Source organism: Massilia sp. Dwa41.01b, from assembly GCF_014171775.1.
Classification (GTDB): Bacteria; Pseudomonadota; Gammaproteobacteria; order Burkholderiales; family Burkholderiaceae_D; genus Telluria.
Genome location: NZ_CP050454.1, coordinates 4391675 through 4413153, shown reverse-complemented (window position 1 = coordinate 4413153; position 21479 = coordinate 4391675). Strand labels below are relative to the sequence as shown.

At 63.8% G+C, this 21479-nt stretch carries 18 protein-coding genes and 3 pseudogenes; 7 read left to right on the top strand and 14 right to left on the bottom strand.

Annotated elements, in window-relative coordinates; all coding sequences use genetic code 11:
• Nucleotides 1–35: 35 nt before the first annotated feature.
• The 3 genes and pseudogenes from G4G28_RS20315 to G4G28_RS29455 all read right to left on the bottom strand — a co-directional run.
• Nucleotides 36–1800, bottom strand: a pseudogene (locus G4G28_RS20315) (ABC transporter ATP-binding protein).
• A gap of 53 nt (nucleotides 1801–1853) precedes the next feature.
• Entirely contained in the window at nucleotides 1854–2387 is a 534-nt protein-coding gene (locus tag G4G28_RS26870; protein WP_229507745.1) for a hypothetical protein, read from the bottom strand.
• 143 nt (nucleotides 2388–2530) lie between these two features.
• A pseudogene (locus G4G28_RS29455) lies at nucleotides 2531–2683 on the bottom strand (phasin family protein); the annotation flags it as partial.
• 263 nt (nucleotides 2684–2946) lie between these two features.
• On the opposite strand from G4G28_RS29455, the gene G4G28_RS20305 reads away from it, so the two are divergent.
• The 4 genes and pseudogenes from G4G28_RS20305 to G4G28_RS26855 all read left to right on the top strand — a co-directional run bounded on the left by G4G28_RS20305 (nucleotide 2947) and on the right by G4G28_RS26855 (nucleotide 5945).
• Nucleotides 2947–4221 (top strand): amidohydrolase family protein, encoded by a 1275-nt coding sequence (locus G4G28_RS20305; protein ID WP_183107759.1) that lies wholly within the window; start codon nucleotides 2947–2949, stop codon nucleotides 4219–4221.
• A 108-nt stretch (nucleotides 4222–4329) separates the two neighbouring features.
• Entirely contained in the window at nucleotides 4330–4854 is a 525-nt protein-coding gene (locus G4G28_RS20300) for a GNAT family N-acetyltransferase (protein ID WP_202033860.1), read from the top strand.
• A gap of 58 nt (nucleotides 4855–4912) precedes the next feature.
• Nucleotides 4913–5272 (top strand): annotated as a pseudogene (locus G4G28_RS26860) (diacylglycerol kinase family protein); the annotation flags it as partial.
• 79 nt (nucleotides 5273–5351) lie between these two features.
• On the top strand, nucleotides 5352–5945 hold the full coding sequence (locus tag G4G28_RS26855; RefSeq protein ID WP_229508130.1) for a diacylglycerol kinase family protein: 594 nt from the start codon (nucleotides 5352–5354) through the stop codon (nucleotides 5943–5945).
• Between the two features lie 13 nt (nucleotides 5946–5958).
• On the opposite strand, the gene G4G28_RS20290 is transcribed toward G4G28_RS26855, so the two are convergent.
• Complete coding sequence (locus G4G28_RS20290) at nucleotides 5959–7167, bottom strand: YeeE/YedE family protein (protein ID WP_183107758.1); 1209 nt, start codon at nucleotides 7165–7167, stop codon at nucleotides 5959–5961.
• 420 nt (nucleotides 7168–7587) lie between these two features.
• On the opposite strand from G4G28_RS20290, the gene G4G28_RS20285 reads away from it, so the two are divergent.
• Nucleotides 7588–8732 (top strand): IS3 family transposase gene (locus G4G28_RS20285; protein ID WP_182989678.1). Its coding sequence is split into 2 segments (ribosomal slippage): nucleotides 7588–7846 and nucleotides 7846–8732, totalling 1146 coding nucleotides; the frame shifts between segments, so codons are not numbered across the junction.
• Nucleotides 8733–9218: 486 nt separating this feature from the next.
• Here the strand turns inward: G4G28_RS20285 and G4G28_RS20275 are convergent.
• The 4 genes from G4G28_RS20275 to G4G28_RS29450 form a co-directional block, all read right to left on the bottom strand.
• The gene (locus G4G28_RS20275) at nucleotides 9219–9599 is read right to left on the bottom strand and encodes a hypothetical protein (RefSeq protein ID WP_182989677.1); all 381 of its coding nucleotides are present in this window, start codon (nucleotides 9597–9599) and stop codon (nucleotides 9219–9221) included.
• Between the two features lie 172 nt (nucleotides 9600–9771).
• The gene (locus tag G4G28_RS20270) at nucleotides 9772–10215 is read right to left on the bottom strand and encodes a hypothetical protein (RefSeq protein WP_202033859.1); all 444 of its coding nucleotides are present in this window, start codon (nucleotides 10213–10215) and stop codon (nucleotides 9772–9774) included.
• Nucleotides 10216–10875: 660 nt separating this feature from the next.
• Nucleotides 10876–11196, bottom strand: coding sequence for a hypothetical protein (locus G4G28_RS20265; protein WP_202033688.1), 321 nt, complete (start codon nucleotides 11194–11196; stop codon nucleotides 10876–10878).
• 402 nt (nucleotides 11197–11598) lie between these two features.
• The gene (locus tag G4G28_RS29450; RefSeq protein WP_374011333.1) at nucleotides 11599–12096 is read right to left on the bottom strand and encodes a DUF3592 domain-containing protein; all 498 of its coding nucleotides are present in this window, start codon (nucleotides 12094–12096) and stop codon (nucleotides 11599–11601) included.
• A 371-nt stretch (nucleotides 12097–12467) separates the two neighbouring features.
• Here G4G28_RS29450 and G4G28_RS20255 point away from each other — a divergent pair, with 371 nt between their 5' ends.
• Both G4G28_RS20255 and G4G28_RS20250 read left to right on the top strand, forming a co-directional pair.
• The gene (locus G4G28_RS20255; RefSeq protein WP_182989674.1) at nucleotides 12468–13013 is read left to right on the top strand and encodes a DUF2867 domain-containing protein; all 546 of its coding nucleotides are present in this window, start codon (nucleotides 12468–12470) and stop codon (nucleotides 13011–13013) included.
• A 131-nt stretch (nucleotides 13014–13144) separates the two neighbouring features.
• Nucleotides 13145–13534, top strand: coding sequence for a lysozyme inhibitor LprI family protein (locus G4G28_RS20250; RefSeq protein WP_182989673.1), 390 nt, complete (start codon nucleotides 13145–13147; stop codon nucleotides 13532–13534).
• A 413-nt stretch (nucleotides 13535–13947) separates the two neighbouring features.
• On the opposite strand, the gene G4G28_RS26850 is transcribed toward G4G28_RS20250, so the two are convergent.
• The 6 genes from G4G28_RS26850 to G4G28_RS20235 form a co-directional block, all read right to left on the bottom strand.
• The gene (locus tag G4G28_RS26850; protein WP_229507744.1) at nucleotides 13948–14553 is read right to left on the bottom strand and encodes a hypothetical protein; all 606 of its coding nucleotides are present in this window, start codon (nucleotides 14551–14553) and stop codon (nucleotides 13948–13950) included.
• The gene (locus tag G4G28_RS26845) at nucleotides 14538–14825 is read right to left on the bottom strand and encodes a hypothetical protein (RefSeq protein ID WP_229507743.1); all 288 of its coding nucleotides are present in this window, start codon (nucleotides 14823–14825) and stop codon (nucleotides 14538–14540) included. The genes G4G28_RS26850 and G4G28_RS26845 overlap by 16 nt, the downstream gene beginning before the upstream one ends.
• Nucleotides 14816–16282 (bottom strand): hypothetical protein, encoded by a 1467-nt coding sequence (locus tag G4G28_RS26840; RefSeq protein WP_229507742.1) that lies wholly within the window; start codon nucleotides 16280–16282, stop codon nucleotides 14816–14818. The genes G4G28_RS26845 and G4G28_RS26840 overlap by 10 nt, the downstream gene beginning before the upstream one ends.
• On the bottom strand, nucleotides 16279–16743 hold the full coding sequence (locus G4G28_RS26835; protein ID WP_229507741.1) for a hypothetical protein: 465 nt from the start codon (nucleotides 16741–16743) through the stop codon (nucleotides 16279–16281). The genes G4G28_RS26840 and G4G28_RS26835 overlap by 4 nt, the downstream gene beginning before the upstream one ends.
• Nucleotides 16744–16852: 109 nt before the next feature.
• Nucleotides 16853–19183, bottom strand: coding sequence for an amylo-alpha-1,6-glucosidase (locus tag G4G28_RS20240; RefSeq protein WP_183107757.1), 2331 nt, complete (start codon nucleotides 19181–19183; stop codon nucleotides 16853–16855).
• Nucleotides 19183–21033 carry a glycoside hydrolase family 13 protein gene (locus tag G4G28_RS20235; RefSeq protein WP_182989666.1) on the bottom strand — a complete coding sequence of 617 codons (1851 nt, stop codon included), beginning with the start codon at nucleotides 21031–21033 and terminating at the stop codon, nucleotides 19183–19185. Before G4G28_RS20235 ends, G4G28_RS20240 begins: the two co-directional genes overlap by 1 nt.
• Nucleotides 21034–21479: the final 446 nt, after the last annotated feature.

Below are 21479 nucleotides of genomic sequence, written 5' to 3'. Positions count from 1 at the left end.
GGGTGGCCTGGGCGCGCCCGGCTTTAATAGTGGTATCAGGTGGCGTCAAGGCTGGCCTCCAGTTGCTGGTAGCGCCACTGGCTGGCATACCAGCCGTCCAGTTGCAGCAGGGTGTCGTGGTCGCCCGATTCGGCGATGCGGCCATCCTTCAGCACCACGATCAGGTCGGCGTTGACGACGGCCGACAGGCGGTGGCTGGCGATGATCGCCATCAGCTCCGGGCGCGAGGCGCGCAGCTCGGCCAGGTGCTCGAGGATGCGTGTCTCGGTGCCGGTGTCGACGGCCGACAAGGCGTCGTCGAGCAGCAGCAGCGAGCTGTCGGCCAGCAGCGAACGGGCGATCGCCACGCGCTGGCGCTGCCCGCCCGAGAGCGTGATGCCCTTTTCGCCGACCGGTGTGTCATAGCCTTGCGGGAAGCGCAGGATGTCGTCGTGGATGGCCGCCATGCCGGCCGCCTCCTCGATTTCCAGCCGGCTCGCGCCCGGCCGCGCCAGGGCGATGTTCTCGGCGATGGTGGCCGAAAACAGGAAGGATTCCTGCGGCACCCAGCTGGTGGCCGCGCGCAGGGCCGCCAGACGGTAGTCTTCCAGCGCGTGCCCGCCCGGGTCACGCTGCCCGCCTGCGGCGTGGCCTGGCGCAGCAGCACCCGCAGCAGGGTCGACTTGCCGGCACCGGTCGGTCCCACCAGGCCCGTGGTCATGCCCGGGCGGAGCGTCACCGAGACGCCGTCCAGCGCGGGGCGCGCCATGTTCGCGTCCATTCCGCCATAGGCGAAACGGACCTCGCGCAGCACGAGCGGACCGTCCTCGATGCGCTCGCGGGTGCCTTCGTCGACCACTGTCAGCGGCGCGTCTAACATCGGCTGCAATCGCGCCAGGCCGGCGCGTCCGCGTTCGATCAGCGACAGCACCCAGCCGGCCGCGAACATCGGCCAGATCAGCTGGCTGGCGGTACATCGAAAAGCTGGTCAGCGCGCCGATGGTCAATTCATTTTGCAGCACGAGGTAGCCGCCCACGCCCAGCGTCAGGGTGGTGGCCGCCGTCAGGGCCAGGCCGACGGCCGGCTCGTAGGCCGCTTCCCATTTCTGCGCGTTCAGGCTGGCGTTCGAGGCGTGGCCGGCCAGCTCCGCGAACTGGCTGGCGCTGCGCGCCTCCAGGCCGAGGGCGCGCAGCGTGCGTACGCCGGACAGCGATTCCTGCACATGGTCGTTGAGGTTCGAGAAGCGCTTCAGGGAATCGGTTTCGGCGGTGTGGATGTGGCGCGAGATGTACCAGAAGGCCAGGGCCATGAAGGGGAAGGGCAGCAGCGCGACCAGTCCCAGGCGCCAGTCGACGCCGAGCAGCATCACGCCCAGCACCATCACCAGCGTCAGCGTGCCGTCGAACGCGGCCAGCATCGCTTCGCCGGCCGCCATCTCGATGGCATCGATGTCGTTGGTGGCCAGTGCCATCAGGTCGCCGGTGCGCTGCTTCTGGTAGAAGGCCGGACCCCTGGGCCGACAGGCGCGCATACAGGCGCATGCGCAGCTCCACGCCGAGGCGGTAGGCGGCCGAATACAGGCGGATGCGCCAGCCCACGCGCAGCAGGTAGATCGCCACGCCGAGCGCGAGCAGCTGCAGGATCTGCACGGTCAGCTCGTGGCTGGACAGGCGGTGCGCGGCCAGGCCATCGACCATGGCGCCGACCTTGCGCGGGATCCAGACCGTGCACACCGCTACCCCGGCCAGCATGACGGCCGAGGACGCGTAGGCTTTCCAGTGGCGCAGCACGAAGCCGCCCACCAAGCGAGCGAGACTCATCGGTATTCCTTGCGTGAGGCCCGAAAAAAGAAAGCGGGCCGAAGCCCGCTAGTCTACTTTCTTTGCCCGACGGCCGCAGCGCGCCTCGGCGCGCGCCCGCATGGGTACCTCAGGTCTGCTTCCTGCGACCCTTGGTGCCGCGCGTTTCGACGGGACCTGTCGTGTGCGGGTGATGGCGGCGCGGCCACCACGGGTTCGATTCTCGGCAGCTCGATTTCGACGGCCACTTCGACCGGCACGCTGGCCGCAAGCGGGTGCGGGGGAGCGAGCGGCACCTCGAGCGCTTCGACCGTGGCCTTGGCGATCGGCGTCGGTTCGGCATCGGGGGCGATGACGGAGGTGACGACTTCCGCAGCCTGCTGCGGGGCAGTCTCGGTCGGCAGGACGAAGTCGGACGAAGACTGCACGGCCGCTTCCGCATGCGCCGGGGTTGGTGCACCATGCGACGCGCCATGCGACGCGCCAGGCGACGCGCTCTCCGACACGGCGGCAGCGGTGGCCGCAGCCGCGACCGACGCGGTATCGCCGCCGATGCGCTCGAAAGCCTCGGCCGCGGCCTGCTTGGCACTGTCCGCGCTGTCCTGCAACGGCGCGGTTTCGTGGCCGCCGGGGTGGCCGATGTCGGCGCGTTCACGGCATAGCTGCGCAGCGGCGTGGCATACGGCGTGATGGCGATGCTGAAGAGCTCGCGGCTGAAATCGAACAGGGTGCGCAGTTGTTGCTGCGACTGGCTACCGAGCGTCAGCAGGTCGCGCGGATCGCGCACCGCCAGCAGCTGGCGCATGGCGGTGGAAGACTGTTCGACGGCGGCGCGCGAGGCATCGATCTGCAGCGTCAGCACCCGGCTGGTGCGGTCGAGCGCCTGTTCGCTGAAACTGCGCATCAGCTTGAATCCATGGTCGAGCTGGGTCTGTCGTGCTGCGAAGAACTGTTCTGGAAGTGAAGTCATTGGAATTCCTTATTCGTTCGGTTATGGCGCACTGCAACAAATCCTAGTGTAGCCTTGACAGTCAGCCTTGGAAAGGAGAATTTGTCACTGTGGCATGTGGGAAATATTGCAATGCAGCACTGTTACAAAATGACACGGCAAACAGCATCCACGCGGAAGCGAACTCGCTACAATGGCAGACTCGAAAAGGAGCCCCGATGGATCTCGTCATTCGCAACGCCAGCCTGCCCGACGGTCGCCGCGGGATCGACATCGCCGTCGAGGGCGAGCGCATTGCCGCCGTCGGCCCCGTACTGGCCGTCACCGGGCGGCGCGAAATCGACGCCGCCGGCGACCTGGTCACGCCGCCCTTCGTCGACGCGCACTTCCACATGGATGCCACCCTCAGCTATGGCCTGCCGCGCGTCAACGAGTCCGGCACGCTGCTCGAGGGAATCGCGCTGTGGGGCGAACTGAAGCCCCAGCTGGCGCAGGAAGCCCTGGTCGAGCGGGCCATGCGCTATTGCGACTGGGCGGTGGCGCGCGGCCTGCTGGCGATCCGTACCCACGTGGATATCTGCGACGAGCGCCTGCTGGCGGTCGAGGCCCTGCTGGAGGTGCGCCGCCGCGTCGCACGGTATATCGACCTGCAGCTGGTGGCCTTCCCCCAGGATGGCCTGCTGCGCAGCCCCGGCGCCTTCGAGAACCTCAAGCGCGCGATCAGGATGGGCGTGGACGTGGTCGGCGGCATCCCGCATTTCGAGCGCACGATGGCGCAAGGGGCGGAATCGGTGCGCCTGCTGTGCGAGTACGCAGCCGAGCAGGGCCTGCGCGTGGACATGCACTGCGACGAGACCGACGATCCGCTCTCGCGCCACATCGAAACGCTGGCGCATGAAACCTGGCGCCTCGGATTGCAGGGCAGGGTGGCGGGCTCGCACCTGACCTCGATGCACTCGATGGACAACTACTATGTCAGCAAGCTGCTGCCGCTGATGCGCGAGTCCGGCGTGGCGGCGATTGCCAACCCCCTGATCAACATCACCCTGCAGGGGCGCGCCGACACCTATCCGAAACGGCGCGGCATGACGCGCGTGCCGGAGTTGCTGGCCGCCGGCGTCGACGTCGCTTTCGGCCACGACTGTGTGATGGATCCCTGGTACGGCCTCGGTTCCGGCGACATGCTCGAAGTAGCCCACATGGGCCTGCACGTGGCGCAGATGACGGGACAGGCGGCGATGCGCCAGTGTTTCATGGCCATCACGGACACGCCCGCGCGCATCCTCGGACTCGAAGGCTATGGCCTGGCGCCCGGCTGTTACGCCGATTTCGTGCTGCTGGCTGCCGGCGATCCGGTCGAGGCGATCCGCCTGCGCGCCGCGCGCCGTGCGGTAGTGCGGCGCGGCGCCATCGTCGCGGAAGCGGCGCCCGCGCGTTCCACGCTGCGCCTGCCGGGCCGCCCGGATGCGGTCGATTTTCGAATGGCGCGCTGAGCCCTCAAGGCACGGTGCTAGAATTCCCGGTCCCCTTGGTGCCCGACCGTTTTTGATCGACGACGCCCTTCCAGACAACTTCGTACTCCCACAAGTCTTGTCCACGCCGTGAAAGAACTCCAGATCCGCCCCGCTACCAGCGCCGACTTCGACGCCATGTGGACCATCTTCCAGGCCCATGTCGCCGGCGGCGAGACCTATCCATTCGAGCACGACACCTCGCCCGAAGGGGCGCAGGCTTACTGGCTCGGTGCCGGCGTCACCACGCGCGTGGCCGCGCTGGGCGAACGCGTGCTCGGGATGTACCGCGTGGTGCCGAACCAGATCGGCCGCGGCGCCCACGTGGCCAATGCCTCGTACATGGTCAGTCCCGCCGCCCGGGGCGTGGGCGTGGGGCGCCTGCTCGGCGAGCACAGCCTGGGGGAGGCGCGCCGCCAGGGCTACCTGGCAATGCAGTTCAACTACGTCGTCAGCACCAACACGGCGGCCGTGATGCTGTGGAAGAAGCTCGGCTTCTCGATCGTCGGCACGCTGCCCAAGGCGTTTCGCCACAAGCGCCTGGGCTATGTCGACGCCTACGTGATGTATCAGCTGTTGCAGGATCCCGACCACTGGCCGACGAGAGACGAATAGATCCGCCCCGGGCAGGCCCGGACCAGCGTGCGCCGCCCCGACGCGACAGCATGCTAGGATGTTGTCAGGTCGATCATTCCGAAAGCCGCGTCATTCCATGTCAACCGCCGAACCAGGGCCGAACGCCGCCTTCTACGTCGTCTTGAATGCCGGTTCCGGCCATTCCGAAACCGAGCTGCGCTGCTCGACCATCCGCGACGTGCTCGGCGCCGCGGGACGCACCTGCCACCTCGAGATCGTGCGCGACGCCAGCCAGATCGGCGACATCGCGCGCCGCGTGGCGAACCAGGCGAAGGAGCACGAAGGCGTGCTGGTCGCCGCCGGCGGCGACGGCACCATCAATGCGGTGGCGCACCAGGCGGTGCTGCAGGGCTGCCTGTTCGGCGTGCTGCCGCAGGGGACCTTCAATTATTTCGGCCGCACCCACGGCATCCCCGAAGACCTGGCCGACGCCGTGCGCGCTGCTGGACGCGCGCGTCACGCCGGTGCAGGTCGGCATGGTCAACGACCGCATCTTCCTCGTCAACGCCAGCGTCGGCCTCTATCCGCAATTGCTCGAGGCGCGCGAACACGACAAGCGCCAGTATGGCCGCAGCCGCGTGGTGGCGATCCTCTCCGCGCTGAAGACCGCGCTCGGACGCCACCGGCCGCTGCGCATCGAGCTCGAAACCGAGGGCCATACGCGCAAGCTGCGCACGGCCACCCTGTTTGTCGGTAACAACCGGCTGCAGATGGAGCAGGTCGGCATGGAGCCGCTGACCGAGGCGGTCGAGGAGGGCGAACTGGCGGCGATCGCACCACGCGTGGTCGGCAAGTTCGGCATGCTCGGCCTGCTGGTGCGCGGCGCGCTCGGGCGCCTGGGCGATGCCGAGAACGTGGTCGCCTTCTCTTTCAAGCGCCTGCGCGTGCGCCACGCGGCGCTGTCGCCGCGACGGCGCATCAAGGTCGCCACCGACGGCGAAGTCACGCGCATGGACATGCCGCTCGAATTCCGCGTGGTGGAGGGCAGGCTGCGCCTGCTGAAACCCGTGCCCGTGCCTGAGGCGGCGCCAGACGGCGAGCGGGCACCAGCAGGCGCGCGCCTCGCCTAGCCGCGCCGCGCCTTCAGCAGGCGCTCGGCTTCACCCGCTCGACTTCCAGGCCGAACAGCGGGCGCAGGCGGGTACCGAGCACGTTGCCGACGAAGGCAGCCACCAGCCACAGCCAGCCGTGCAAGCTACCCGACAGGATGCCGCTGAAGTAGGCCCCGATATTGCAGCCATAGGCCAGGCGCGCGCCAAAGCCCAGCAGCAGGCCGCCGACGATGGCGGCGGCGAGGGAACGCAGCGGCAGGCGCCACACCGGCGCGTAGCGCCCGGCCAGGGCGGCCGCCAGCATCGCGCCGAGCACGATGCCGATGTTCATCACCGAAGTCACGTCGCGGGTCACGGGCGCCGCCAGCGCGGCGGCATTCGCCGGCTTGGTCCAGTAGGCCCAGCTGGCGACGTCGACACCCAGCAGCGACGCCCCCTTGGCGCCCCACAGCGCAAACGCCGAGGTCACGCCCCGGGGACGGCCGGACAGCGCCAGCGTGGCGAAATTGAGCAGCACCAGCGCCAGGGCGCCCGCCACCAGCGGCCAGGGGCCGCGCAGCCAGGGCGAGGACAGCGGCTGCGCGCTTGACGCGACCAGGCGGCCATGGCGGCGCTTCTCGACGACGACCGTGATGCCCGCGATCAGCGCGAACACGGCAAGGTTGAGGGCCAGCGCCGGCGCCAGGCCAAGCGTGGTAACGAGGGAAATCGGCTGCAGCTGCGGCAGCGACGTCCAGAAGGGCATGTAGGCGGTAGCGATCACGGAGCCGGTGATGAAGGCGGCCAGGGTCACGACCATGCGCGTGCTGCCGCCGCCGACCGTATAGAGCGTGCCGGAGGCGCAGCCGCCGCCCAGCTGCATGCCGATGCCGAAGATGAAGGCGCCGACGATCACCGAGGTGCCCGCGGGCGAGACCAGCCCGGTGACAGGCGTGCCGAACAGGCTGCCATTGGCGAGCGCCGGAAAGAACAGCATCACGCCGACGGCCAGCATCAGCATCTGCGCGCGCAGGCCGTCGCCGCGGCCGTCGGCGATGAAGACACGCCAGGTCGAGGTGAAGCCGAAGGCCGCGTGGTAGAGCGACAGGCCGAGCAGGGCGCCAACGACGAACAGCGCGGCGTGGCGACCATCGACGGCCTGGCCGAGGTACCAGCTGCCCAGTGCGATGAGCAAGAGGGAGACGCCGAGCGGCGCCGGGTTGATGCCCGGGCGGGCCAGGGTAGCAGTAGAAGAGGACATGGTAGAGACCGATGCGGACATAACGCAAGACGTAATCGGGCATTGTCTCGCTTTTTGCGTTTTTCTGCAGACGCCGGCTTCACCACGCCAGCATGGATGCAAGTACACCATCTGCTGGCCACGACGCTTTTCGATCTGTTTGCGATTTGGCTATCGACCGGAGTTCGCCAGGTCTGCTTGTAGCCGTTTTCGGCCGTTCAGTGTACGGCTGCTCCCGACCCACAGCGGACACCGAGCTAGTCACTCGCTCTACAGATCACATGTTCCGTGCGCGAGGGTCATTGGATTAGTTTCCAAACGGCAATCAGCGTTATACTTGGTGATTTGATCTACTGCACTCATCGCATGGACCACGAACTGGCCTTCCCCCACCAGCTCGGACACTTTCGATAGGTATGATGTCCCTATCGGAGGTATTACATGGCACGTGAAAGACGGTTGTTTTCAGAAGAGTTCAAGCGAGAGGCAGTCAAGCTGGTAGGCCAGCCTGGTGCGAGCAAGGCGGCAATTGCGCGAGACCTGGGCATTGGCGCGAACCTGCTGGGACGGTGGTGCAGAGACGCCAACGTGGATGCAGAGGTCACAGGCGGGAGCGAGAAGGTCTCAAGCCAGGAATATGAGCGCATGCGGCGCGAGCTGGCCAAGGTCAAGACGGAGCGCGACATCTTAAAAAAGGCGCTCGGCTACTTCGCAGCCGACCTCAAGTGAAGTACGGCTTCATCGCCAAATATCGAACCATCTGGCCGACGCGGACGATGTGTCGTCTACTCGGCGTATCGAGCAGCGGCTTTTACGACTGGTTCGGCCGGCCAGTGAGTGCGCACGAACGCGAGAATGCGCAGCTGCTCAAGGCCATCAAGCATAGCTACGAAGCCAGCGATGGCACATATGGTTCGCCGCGCGTAGTGCGAGACCTTATCGATGCTGGCTTCGCTTGCAGCGAGAATCGCGTAGCACGGCTGATGAAAGCAGCTGGCATCAAGGCTCGGCATAAGCGTCGCCGTGCACCAGGTCAGCTTGACGCGCCGATCCACGCCATTGCGCCCAACTTGCTGGACCGGCAGTTTGAAGCGACAGGCCCGAACCAGAAATGGGCAGCTGACTTTACCTATGTATGGACTGGCGAAGGCTGGCTGTTTGTCGCTGTTGTCCTCGACCTGTACTCGCGGCGTGTAGTGGGCTGGTCGATGCAACCGACAATGACGGCACAGCTGGTAATGGATGCCCTGCTGATGGCTGTTTTCCGTCGTGGCCGTCCTCGGGCAGTGCTGCATCATTCCGACCAAGGCTCCCAATACACCAGCGAAGACTTTCAGCGCTTGCTCGAGTCTCACGGCATCGTTTGCAGCATGAGCCGTCGTGGCAACTGCTGGGACAACGCTGCAATGGAAAGCTTCTTCTCGACGCTCAAGACCGAGCGCCTGAGCAAAAAGCACTACCGGACCCGAGATGATTTACGCGCTGACGTGTTCGACTATATCGAAAGGTTCTACAATCCACGCCGGCGTCATTCCACTATCGGCTACATCAGCCCGGTACAGTTTGAAAATCTAAAATGCGCCTAACGGAAGTGTCCGTGACGATGAGGGAAGGCCACGTGCAGGCTAGCGAAAGGAACGCCTGATGAATGTCGGGTCGACGCTCAAAGCGGATGCAAAGTCGGCAAAAACGGTGGAGCCATCGACGCGCGGCCGCCCGCCTTCGGCAGATCGATAGTGCTTGGGAAGATGAGCTGCTATAGCGACCAAAGGACTTCAGGGAGAAGTGCTTGGGCCATCGCATCAGTCCGGTTGAGAACGGGGCCGCCATCTCAATGCCTGCAGTGCCGCTACGAAAGTCCGCTATCGACCTATTGTGTTGAAAAACTCGGAGCGCTTGCCTTCCGTCCACGAAAGAGCGTTACCTCGGCTACACAAAACCGCGCCTGTTCAACGAACGCCAGCTGGTTGGACTCTTAACCGGCCGAAAACAGGTCAGAAAAGTTGCTTGGCGACTTTTTCAACACAATAGACCCATTGCGGACCTTCGACAGTCGACGTTACCTATCGCATCTAGGGCGTTTGCGCCTCATATGATGCGTACGGGCCGATGAAAACGAAGTTGGTTCGTAATGCCTCGATCACCTTTGCCTGCGTTGGAAACTCCGTAGCAAAATCCGTCCAAGCCTCCATGACGAAGGCGTCCCACCGATACGGGTCAAGTTCGTGAATTTGACCATCGGCAATGTCAATGAAGCTAAAACCACGACTTCTTACTTCCGCCACTGCCTTAAACGCTGCGGCCTCATGACCATCAGCACCTACGAAAACTGGAACATATGCCCCAATCAAGTTAGCGGGCATCTCGGTGTTCGTGCCCCGCCCGACATGCAATGTTATGCGATACAGCTTATTGCCTTCTATGGCAGATTTTTGCTTGAAGAATTTGAACATTTGACAGTCGGGGTTGGTATGTGAACGACCGTTTCTGGCCGATTTCGGCCGTTCGGTCGCGCTCAGTCTAATGGATAAGTTGTCGCCTGGAAGTTCCTGCATTTTCGCGGACGCGAAAACGAGCCTATAGCGACCGGCAGCTACCGACCCGAAGCGGACGTAGCGGCATCCATCAGGAACGCGCGGTTGCCAACGGCTTGGTGTTTGGATAACGGGTCACGAACGAATCGATGACCTGTGCGGGCAGGTTGATCAGAATCGTTCCACTACTGTCCCAGCATGCGATTTCGAACAAAGCGCCTTCTAACTGCGGTTCCGGTTCCGTACCGTCCCAATACCGTGGATTGTCCTCGACGTATGGTGCCAGAGCAGGTATCGGACGAAACCCCTTCGGTACTGCACTAAACACTGCCCAGATGAACTGGATCTCATGGGCATGAAGGAAGGCTGCGAGTTCGTCGCCGGTGAACCATTGATCATCCGGCTCAAAGCCCGGTGGCCTCCAGTTTGTTTCGATGTCGCTGACGTACCAGTCATAGTCTTGCGGCGCAATGTTGGCGGCTTCGAACACGTCGCGCATATTGGTGTACCAGCGGACCTGATCGGTCTTTTCCAAGATGAAAGTCTTCATTTGCCCCTTTAGACCTTGGCCGTTGAAGGACCGCTCCTGGCCTATTGCCGACGTTCAGATTGGCTCAGTGTATGGTGTAGTCGTTACTGGAACAACAGGAATCTGTGATCAATTTTTAGCTCGCGGAGTAACCGATCAGATAACCATAGAACAAAAACACAATAACCGGCCATACGACGGCTATACTCAGATTTTTTAGCCTACTTGGCAACGGTTCGCTTCCAAGCAAACTTTTGATTCTAATTGAAGTTGCAATAGCAGAAGCGTAAATTATTACAATTCCTAGATTTAAGGATCGAAGCAGATTATTTAATATCTCTTCATTTCCACGTTCTCCGAATTGGGTAACCCGCAGATGTTTTAGCGCTACATGATCACTTATAAGTATGAGGATTGCCTCCAGAAATAAGAGAAGCCAAAAGATCTTACGTACGGATTCAACTGCCATTCGGAAATCCAGTGATTGAAGTGTATGTAGCCAACGCATTAAGACCGACTGACCCTTCGGGGGAGGAGAAAGTCCATCACATTGCTTCTAGCCGTTTTCTGCCTGTCGCGACAGGCAGCTCCCGACCCGGAGCGGACCTTCACCTTAGCTCTTCGCGTGCACTGCCACCACCGCTTGGGAAGTACTTTGGCAACGGCCTATTCGAAAATATTCAACCCCTTCTGAACAGCCAGTTCGAGCTCATCTTGATTGCAAAAGTACTCAGCGAGACGTCCCCAGACGACATACGACGACCAGTTAAACCCGTCCTCAATATCGTTGAACCAAAGTACACGGTTACCCATGATGGCCACGACCCAAAAACCTCCCCCAACCGAGCCATACCTTTCTTCACTCCACTTTTCAGGCGATAATATTTTGATAGCTTCCCAAAAGCGAAACACTTGGGGATTCATCCGTCCTTCCGCACCGATGATCGCATCCCACAGGGACGCTTCTGAGATTGGCTGCCATTCCATCGTGTCCCCTTAGGTCCGCTCTTGGCCGATCGCAGACGTTCGTCAAGCGGTCAGTGTACCGGATATGTTGTTTGGAAGGAAATTTTAGGAGAAGACTTGCCCCGGCGTACGTTCGCTTACGACCCAGGCTGTGTAAAAACGCGAGATCCGTGTGTTTTCAGGGGTCTCTTCACCATTCCCGGCATCGAGAAAGCGCCGTAGCGGGCGTTTTGAGAGGTCGAGTGTCGTCGCCATGCCGCCGACTTTGCGTTTTTACACAGCCTGGACCCATTGCGGACCTTAAGCTCGCAGGTCGTAACAGCTAGCGCCGAAAGAAGAAGCTCAAGTCGAGCTGTAGCTGCAGCGTGTACTCATCAGGGGCCGCATATTTGCAAAGCACGCTTTGTTTTTCTCGGCGACTTGCTACGGGAGTGCTCGTTCCCGTGTCAGTCGGATGCTGTTCCAAAGAATAAGGATGGCGCCCAACCCAAGGAGCGACTGGTAAAGATACATCGACAACAGTGACCCTGGCTTCTTCAACATTGCAAAGCGGGGATGGCTTTTGTTGTAGAACACGGTAATGGGCTGACCTGGCTCGAGGTGGCGCATGTCCTGTTCCAGTCGCTCCCGGGAAGCGCAGACCCGCTCGATGGAAAACCTAACCCCTGTATATTTCCCTGATGGAAGGGTGTATTCATAGCTCACCAGTGGGGTCCATGAGGTCTGCCCCTTGTAGGAATTACACTTTGTAATGTCGACATGACTGAGTCTGCCTTGAACGGACCCCATCTCCATGAAAGGGCGGTAACCCTGCTCCAGCAATGTCGGTAGACTGAAGGAGACTACGATGAGCAGGATCAGGGGAGCTGCTTTCCATAACCAGGGCGGTGCATAGCCCCTATCGACTGCCCAATTCCACATATGCTTGTCTTTTCTGGTAATGGTGTTTGGTAATCGGCGCGTACGGGAAAGCGACGGCATAGGCCGGCTCCCATTCTTCCATCGGTGCACGAATGACTGATCCATTCATGTCGATTCTTAGCCGATCGCAGACGTTCCTCGGGCGACCAGTTTAGCGGAAGCTGTTGCTACTTGGGAAAGTTGCGAAGTGTTGATAGGCCAGCGCTAGCGGTAGCCAATCGCTTTCCCGCATACCCCGATCGCGCATGGGACAGCGCATTACACAGCGCTAGCCCGACCACTCATTGACGCATAGCACAGCCGGGGCCCATAATCCTATTTGCAAAAAAGCCAAGTTTTTCGCGTTGACCCTGCCATCCCAAGGAGTGCGCATGTCCAGTGAATTTGCCCTCGCCACCGCCGTTGCCGCGGTTCCGCTCCCTGCGCAGTCTGGTGTCACCGGGGTCTACGAGACGGTACATCTCGCCGATGCTTTTTCGATCCGCCTGCCGCAGGGTGCAGCGCGCGATCCGGATGTGCTAGCGCGCTTCCTCTTCGCGCAGCAGCCGGCCTGGGTCGGTATGCTCATGCGTATCCGCGACACGATCGTCGGCAGGCTCGGGCTAAAGACCGGTAAGCATCTGGCCACGCTGGAGAGCACTGCGCGGGCGGGCAGGGTCGGCATCTTCAAGGTCTACAGCACGAGCGACACGGAGATCGTGGTCGGCGAGGACGACCGGCACCTCGACTTTCGCGTGTCGGTGCTGTGTTCGGGCAGCGCTACGCCCCAGCTTACCGTTTCCACGGTCGTGCACTGCCATAACCTGCTGGGACGCGTCTATCTCTTCGTGATCGCGCCCTTCCACCGCATGGTCGTCAAGGCCAGCCTGCGGCGGGCGGGGCGGATCGGTTGGCCTGCGGCCGTCCCGCGGCATTAAAAGCGCCTGACAAAACCTCGCGTTCGTCTTGATAGCCACAACACCGTACACTGAGCAATTCTGAACTTCTGCATTCGGCCAACAATGGTCGTTCATTACAGCGCAGTTTCTCCTCACCCACAGGTGCCGACGTGACAAAAATCGGATTGGCTTCATTGCTGCTTTTCGCGAGCTCGTTGTCGTATGGGGCAGAGAATGCACCGCGAACAAAAGAATACGGGCAGTGCATCGATAGGGCGGGCGCCGTAGACCCGGCAGTGCTCGAGTGCATTTCGGGGGAATATGCCCGTCAAGACAAGCGTTTGAACACAGCCTATCGAAACTTGATGGGGTCCCTCAAGGGAGAGCGCAAGAAGCAACTGCTTGAAGCACAGCGTCTTTGGGGCAAATACACTGAAGCGAACTGTCGGTTCTATTACGATCCCGATGGCGGCACCTCGGCGCGTATGTTTGCAGCCGAGTGCGAGGTGACGGCACGAAGCGAGCGGGCCTCCGAACTCGAAGAACTGGCAAAGCACTAGCGAATTCAACCATGGCCAAGCAATGTGAAAGATGTAAAAAGCCGACGCTGCCGATACTTGGGATTGTTTTCGCTAGCGTCTTTCAGAACTCTTTGAGGTGTCGAAGCTGCGGCGAGTTGTGGGTCGTCATTCCTTCCAGAGCATGGAGGAACACTGCAATGGTGTGGGGTGCGATAACAGGGTCCGTCAGCCCGTATGCAGCAATACTGCTTTGGAGTTGGTGGCCAATACTGCTCTCTTTTGCGCTCCTGTGCTTCCTTACTTACAAGGCGGCAGAAGCCGGGACGATGAAAAAACGGTTTTGCCTCGGCTGAGCTGGCAGCCTGCAACCTGCCTCATGTTCGTTAACAGTGAGGGCGGCATGCGCCGACCGACGGACGGCCTGGTTCAAAACCGGGAGGGGCGCCTTCTGATCACTCCACGCGCTGCACACGGATGCCATAAAGGTCGAAGCGGTTCGACGGACCGCCGCTGCCGCCGGCGCCGCTGAAGCTGGCATTGCTCTCCAGGTAGCTCATGTTATAAAAATCGCGCAGGCGGATACGGTAGCTGCCGGGCTGCAGGCGCGCGGACAATGGTGTCGACAGCCCGGCCGGGCCGTCGGGACGGGTGTGCGGCAGCGTTATCACGCCTTGCGCCACCGTGCGGCCCTTGCCGTCTTCCACGCTCAGCCATTTGACGCCGGCGCTGATGCCGAGATTGATCTGGTTGGCCTCGTTCCGATAGCGCAGCTGGATCCGATAGTCGCCGGCGGCGTCGATGCGCAGGTCGCGCAGGTCGAAGCGGTCGGCCGGTGCGCCCCAGCCAGCGAGATAGGGCGCGCCCTTGACCGCGGCAAGCTTCACGTTCGAGGACACGCGCGCGTCAAGCACGGCGATCTCGCTGACCGGCCCGGCGCACTGCGGCTGGCTGTGATGGCTGCGGTTGCCGGAGCCGGCGAACTGCGCCTCGACCGCGTAGCAGGCGTACGGATGGGCTTGCGGGTCGCGCCAGCTGCCGGCCGTCAGCTGCGCGGCCACCAGTTCGCCATCCCGGTAAACCTTGTAGACGACTTCCTTGTCGTCGCCCGCCTTGAAGCGCAGCCGTGCATGGCCAGCGTCCTGTTCGTGCTGTCGATGCGGGGCTCGCGCGGGCCGAACACAGCGGGCGACTCGGCATACGGGTCCGCATCGACGCGGCGGATGCCGCTGTCGCCCTGGACCACCGCGCCCAGCGCCACTTCGATCATGTCGCCATCCTGAAGCTGCGCCCGGGGAATCGTGCCGGCGACCTGCGCGCCGTTCAGCAGCACCCGTTCGACGGGATGGTAGCCCGACCCTGGCTGGCCGCGGGCAGCAGCAGGCGCACGCCCAGGCGCTTGCCGCGCAGGCGCAGGTCGTGCAGGGTCAGCTGGTCGGTATTGCCGAAGGTTTCGCGCCGCAGCCTGGCGGTGACGAAGGGGCGCAGCGCAATGCCCTCGTCCTGCGCCGTCACGCCAAAGACGTTGTTCACGACCATGCCGAGGTAGGCGCCGACCGACCATAGCTGGCGGCGCGAATTGATGACGGGGCCGGTAAGCTCCGGGTGCCGTTCGTCGAGCAGCAGTGGCTGGCCAGTCAGCCACTCGAGGTTCTCCATGTTCGACATGTTGAGTGCCGCGCCGCGCATCAGCGTATCGTAGGCGGCATCGGCCACGGCATCGTTGCGGCCGATCGCCGCCGCGCGCAAGCCGTAGGCCGTCACGAACGGCCATAAAGCCCGGTTGTGGTAGACAGGCATGCCCGGCTGCTGCGGCCAGATCACGGGCGCGCCCATCGGGCCGTGCGGGTAGTGCGCCAGGATGCTGCGCGTTTGGTTAGCGTCAGCCACGCCCGTGACGATCGCCAATGCCTGGCCGAGCCAATCGAATTTGTGCAGGGCCGCGCCGTCGACGTGGCCGGCGGTGAGGCTGCTGTACATGCCGGCATCAGCCAGCCAGAGACGCGCATTGATCGCCTTTTTCAACGCAAGCGCCCAGGCCGTGTAGCGCGTGGCGCGCTCCTTGTCGCCGGCCTCGCCTGCCAGGCGCGCGGCCAGCCCCAGGGCCGCGTAGTGCGCGACATTGGTCGACAGCGCCTTGCTGCTCGCCATCGCCGCCAGGTCATCGACGATCCAGGCGGCGTAGCTCTGGTCGCGCCAGTCGAGGAAGGATGCTTCGCCCCGATACAGGCCGTCAATCGGGTCGAAGACGGCAAGGCGGTCGTTTTCGATCGTGTTGGTGAGCGCAGCCAGCGCCTGGCGCGCAAAAACACTGCGCTCGGCGGGCGGCAACTGGCGCAGGGTCGCATCGGCGGCAAAGGCCCAGGTGACGCGGTCGGTGCTGACCGGCCAGCTGCCGCCGCTGCCCGTGTCCTGCACGATCTGCAGGCCATCTTTCGTACCCGCCACCTGCGGCGCCTTCGGCACGCCGGCACGGTAGGGCGCGAGCTTGAACAGCAGCGAATTGCGCACGCGCGCCGGATCGAACATGGCCAGCGACAGGTCGGCCGCATACGACAGGTCGCGCGTCCACACGTAATGCCACTGCTCGCCGGTCTCGAAGCAGGCGCAGGGAATCGGCTCCCCGCCCTTGTAGTTGCCGTCGCGGATATGGCTGACCGCGTCCTGGCGCATCTCGCTGGACGCCAGCGCGAACAGGGCGTCGAAGGCCAGGTTGCCGCTGCGCGTATAGGCTTGACCGGCGGCTTCGCTGTAGCGCGTGTGCTGCGGCAGCGGGTCCCGCAGATTCAAGGTCGTCGAGTGCACGTAGGTGCGCAGCTGGGCTTCGGGGTCCAGCAGCGAAAGCGCGCGCTCTCGCGCTTGCCGTCGAAGGTGGGGTAGCTGAGCGTTGCCACGCGCGCATGGCCCGCATGCGGGTCGATGGCTGCCGTGCCGCTGGGGACGGCCAGGCGCTCGACGCGTAGCGTGGGCGCTGCGGGGCGGCTGGCGTCGAGCGTGAAGCGGTAGGTAGCGGTGCTGCGCACGAAGAGCGTCGCTTCCGGCCCGGCATGCGTTGCCAGCGGTACGGTGGCACCGGCTGCGACCGGCGCACGTGGCGTAGCGGCCGCCGCTGTCCACTCGCGGCCCCAATCGGCGCTGCCCAGCTTGAAGCCATGATTGCCCGGGGCGACCAGCACATCGGCCTGGTAGACACCACCGCCCCGGTGGCGCAAAGGGTGGGTGGTACCCCAGCCGTTGAAGCCCCCGCGCACGAACATCTCTCCTGGCGCAGCGGGCCAGGATCGGCGGCGACGGCTGCGCAACTCATCGCGCCGGCCAGGATGGCCAGCAGCGGGTGCGATCGGTTCATGCGTGCTCCTGTCAGCGGTACTCGTGTCGTTCGATGATGCCACGCAGCGCGTCCTGCTGCGCAGCATCGGGAAGTCCTCGCTGCGGTAGGGTTTTGGATCGACGAAGCGCAGCGTGCCGATCGTGGCGGCATACGAAGCGCGCACTGGCCGGCTTGCGAGAGCGCGGCCGTCGAGGGTCGCGCGCTTGCCATGCAGGGCCAGGGTCACCGTCTTGCCCGGCACCAGCCTGAACGTGGTCTGCGCGCGACTTTTGTCGGCGTCCAGCCAGGCCATGCGCAGCGTACGCGCCTCCTTGCCGCGCAGGCGCAGGGGCCCAGCGCTGGCCGCCATGCACGCGGCGAAAATCGACGTCGAGCGACTCGCCCTGGCCGAAGGGCAGGATCGCCTCGAAGCGCTTCCAGGCGGCGGGGATCGCCGGCTCGAAGGCCAGGGTATTTTCCGCCAGGTCGGGGCGGAAGCCGACGTAATCCTGGTAGGCGTTGCGCGCATATTCGGCCACGCTCCAGGACTGGGCGAAGGTGCCGGTCGGCTGCAGGCGCCCGCCTTCGTGGGGCAGCGCGTCCAGGTTCTCGCTCATGCTGCCGAGCGTGCCGAGCGTGCCGAGCCCGAGGATCTGCCGGCCCAGGTTCTGCGTCAGCGCCCAGCCCATGTCCTGGTAGCCGAAGCGGTTCAGGGCCGTGACGGTGAAGCCCGCGTTCCAGCCCCAGATGGTGCCGTTGTGGTAGGCCGCGTCCTTGTGGTGGAAGGCGGGATTCTCGTGGCGCGGATGGAAGGTCGGGTCGTCCTGGCTGAGCGAAGCGATGCCATAGGGGTAGAGCAGCTGCGAGACGGCGTTGCGCGTGACGCGCGCCTGCACGGCCGGCGGCACGAAGTCGTCGAAAGGAATCGACGCCAGCATCAGCTGGTTCGGGCGCACTTTCACATCGCGGCTGCCGTCCTGGCGCAGGCGATCGGCCATGACCTCGCCATCCCAGAACAGGCGCAGGAAGCTGGCCTGGGCTTTGGAAGCGAGGGCACGCCACTGCTGCGCGCGACCGGTGTCGCCCGCTTGTTCGGCAAACCAGGCGCCGGTCTGCAGCGCCGTGTACCAGAGCGCCTGGATCTCGACTGCGCGCGGGCCGCGGTCCGACCAGGGCTGGTGGGTCGGGTTCTCGACCCGCGCATCCATCCAGGTGTCCGAGGCTGCGTGGCGCAAGAGGCCATCGCTGTCGACGTGGTTGGCGATCGCTCCCTCGAAGTAGGGCACGGCAAGTTTGTACATGTCGGCGGCGAAAGCACGGTCGCCCGTGTAGCGGATGTATTCGAAGGCTTCGCGCAGCATCCAGGGCGTGCCGTCGACCGTGTTGTAGATGATCTCGTCGGGCGACACGCGGTTCGGGATGCGGCCGTAGTCGGCGTCGCGCGGCGTGCGCAGGTTCTGGTAGCGCGCAAAGTTCGCCAGCACGGCGCGGGCACTGTCGAATTCGCCCGAGACCAGCAGGGTACCGGGCAGGGCGATGAAGGTGTCGCGGCCCCAGTTCTCGCGGAACCCGGGCAGGCCGGCCCAGATGCCGGCGCCGTATTCGTCGACCACGAACAGGCGCGACGACGCCTTGGCCCAGTTCAGCGCCTTGTCGTATTCCGTGTCGTTCGTCGCCAGGTAGCTGCGCGTGGGGGCGGCGTAGGTCGCGCGGCGTTCGTCGCCGATCGGGTCGCCCGCGGCGAGCGCGCGCGCACGCGCTGCCGCCTCGTGGGCGCTGTCGGCAAAGGCGGCCACGACCAGCAGCGATGTGCCTGGCGCCGTGGCGCGCAGGGTCAGGCCTTCTTCCAGCGTGAACGGGCGGTCGGTCGCCAGCGCCATGTACAGGCGCGCATCCTTGCCTGGCGCGACGATCACGACACCGTCGGATTGCATGACGGCGCCTTGCGTCTTCAGCAGCGCACGCAATGCCAGCCGTGCTGGCTGGGCGGCGCTTACCCGCAGCGCCAGCGCCCGCTGTTTCGAGAGCAGCGCCAGTTCCTCGCTGCTGCCGTTGGCGTAGTCGACCCGGTGGCCGTAGGGCAGTACCCGTTCGCGGCCGCTGGCACGCTCGTTGCGGGCACCGTCGACGAGACTCAGGTAGTTGTGGAAGACCGTGCCGCTCTTGAAGACATAGCCGGCTCCGGCGTCGACGCTGTGCGTGAATCCCTCGAAGTAGCCGGCCAGGTTGTCGCCGGCGACAAAGCGCGCCTGCTGGCCGGGGGCGGCCTCGATGGTCATGGCATCGAAAAACGCGTCGACGCCCGGCTTGTTCACCGCATGGGCCAGGTTGAAGGCGGCGGCGAGAGCGATGGCAAGGGCGATGCCGTGGATCGTCTTCATCACGCCCCCGGCAGTTCGACCAGCAGCACGGACTTCGGTGCAAGACGCAATTCGTCCGCCAGGCTGACCGTCTTCCCGGTCAGGACATCGACACCGGAAGCGGTCCCTTTCAGCATCTCCTGGAAGCGCGCCGCCGGCAGACGCATTTCCTTGTCGTTGTTGTTCATCGCGACCATGATGCGCTTGTCCTTGTTATAGCGGAAGTAGACCCAGGTATTGTGCTCGGGCCCGAACTGCATCAGGCGCCCGCTGTGGATGACGGGCTCGCTCTTGCGCCAGTTGGCCAGCTTGCGCACCAGGTCCTGGGCCGCGCGCTGCTGCGCGTCCAGGCCTGTGCCGGTGAAGGCATCGACCTTGTCGCCGCGCCAGCCGCCGGGGAAGTCGAGCCGGTAGCTGGCGTCGTCGCGGCCTTCGGTCGTGCTGGTCATCAGGATCTCGTCGCCGCTATAGAACTGCGGGATGCGCGGCATCGTCATCAGGAAGACCAGGTTCATGCGCCAGCGCGCGAAGTCGCCGCCGACGGCGCTGACCATGCGCGCCATGTCGTGGTTGCCGCCGAAGAGGACCAGCTTGTCGGGCTCCGGGTACAGGTAGTCGAGCGAGAGCGTTTCGTAGACCTCGTTCAGGCCGTTCTCGCCTGGCTTGGCGAGGGCCGAGCGCATCGCATCGACCAACGGGAAGTCCATCAGGCTGGCCAGGGAGGAGGTATAGCCGTCGAAGTTGGCCTTGCCCCGCTGCCAGCGTGCGACCACCGGTACGCGCGTGCTCCATTCCTCGCCAACCAGGTTCAGCTCGGGGTATTCGCGCATCAGGCGCTTTGTATATTCCGTCAGGAAGGCGCCGTCCGAATAACTGTAGGTGTCGATGCGCAGGCCGGAGAGGCCCGCGTATTCGATCCACCAGATGTTGTTCTGGATGAGGTAAGTGGCCACCAGCGGGTTGGTCTGGTTCAGGTCGGGCATGCCTGGTGCGAACCAGCCGGCCGTGAAGTTGCGGCTGTCGGCCTGGGCGGCATACTTGTCCTGCACGGCGACGCGGTGGTGCGCCGTGGGCACGAAGCGGCCGCCGAAGTTGACCCAGTCCGGCGTGGGCAGGTCTTTCATCCACCAGTGTCCCTTGCCGATGTGCGACAGCACCACGTCCTGGATCAGGCCGATGCCGCGCTTTTTCGCTTCGCGCGACAGGCGCACGAAGTCCTCGTTGCTGCCGTAGCGCGGATCGATGCGGTAGTGATTCGTGGCGGCGTAGCCGTGATACGAATAGGCGGGCATGTCGTTTTCGACCAGGGGCGTGGGCCAGAGCTGGGTGAAACCGAGGCCGGCGATGTAGTCGAGGCGGTCGATCGCGCCCTGGATGTCGCCGCCGTGGCGCCCGCCGCCGGCCCTGCGGTCGGCACGTTCGAGCAGGCCGGGGACATTGTCGTTGCCTGGATCGCCGTTGGCGAAGCGGTCCGGCATGATCTGGTAGATGGCGTCGCCGTTGCCGAAGCCCTGGCGCTGCTTCGATCCCGTCTCGCGTGCGCGCAGCAGGTAAGGGTGGCGTTCGCTGCGCCCCTGGCCAGTCAGGACGATATCGAAACTGCCCGGCTGTGCATCAAGCCCGACTTCGAGGTCGATGAACAGGTAATTCGGATTGGCCACGCGCGTGCTCGATACAAGGCGCACACCCGGGTGGTCGATTGTCGGCTGCAACAGGCCGATGCCGGCGCCGTGGACCATCAGCTGCACCCCCTTGTGCGCCATGCCGGTCCACCAGAAGGGCGGTTCGACGTGCTCGATGGCGGGTGGGGAATCGGCGCTTGCAGCCAGTGAAAGGGTGGTCAGGAGGAGGGCTGCCAAGGATCGCTTCATGGACACTCGCGGTAAAAGTAGTCGAGCTGGCCAATAGATCGTAGTTTGGCTACAGAACAATCCAGGGCAAGCATGGCAAAGTACAGGCTTGTGGCTCTGCCAATGGGCTGAGAATACACCACGCGCATGGACTGGGCAACGCCAAGGGTGATCTAGTTTAGGTACATACAGGGCTCTGACGCGACATCGCTCAAAAATTTCTGCATTGCAATTCGTCTTCCGGAAACTGGCCAGGTGAACTGTCTGTTTGTACGGGCCTGGTTGAGCGCGCACCCTGTTGGTGCATTTTCGCCCCCAGATGGTGAAAAGCAAGCAACTTGTAGTCCGACTACAACGCTGTAGGGATGTTTATGTAGCTGGCATACAACGAATTGCTGTTTCATTCTATATAACGGGGCTATGGCTTCGCGAATAGCGTAGTGGAAATGAACTCTCGTTGACAGTGC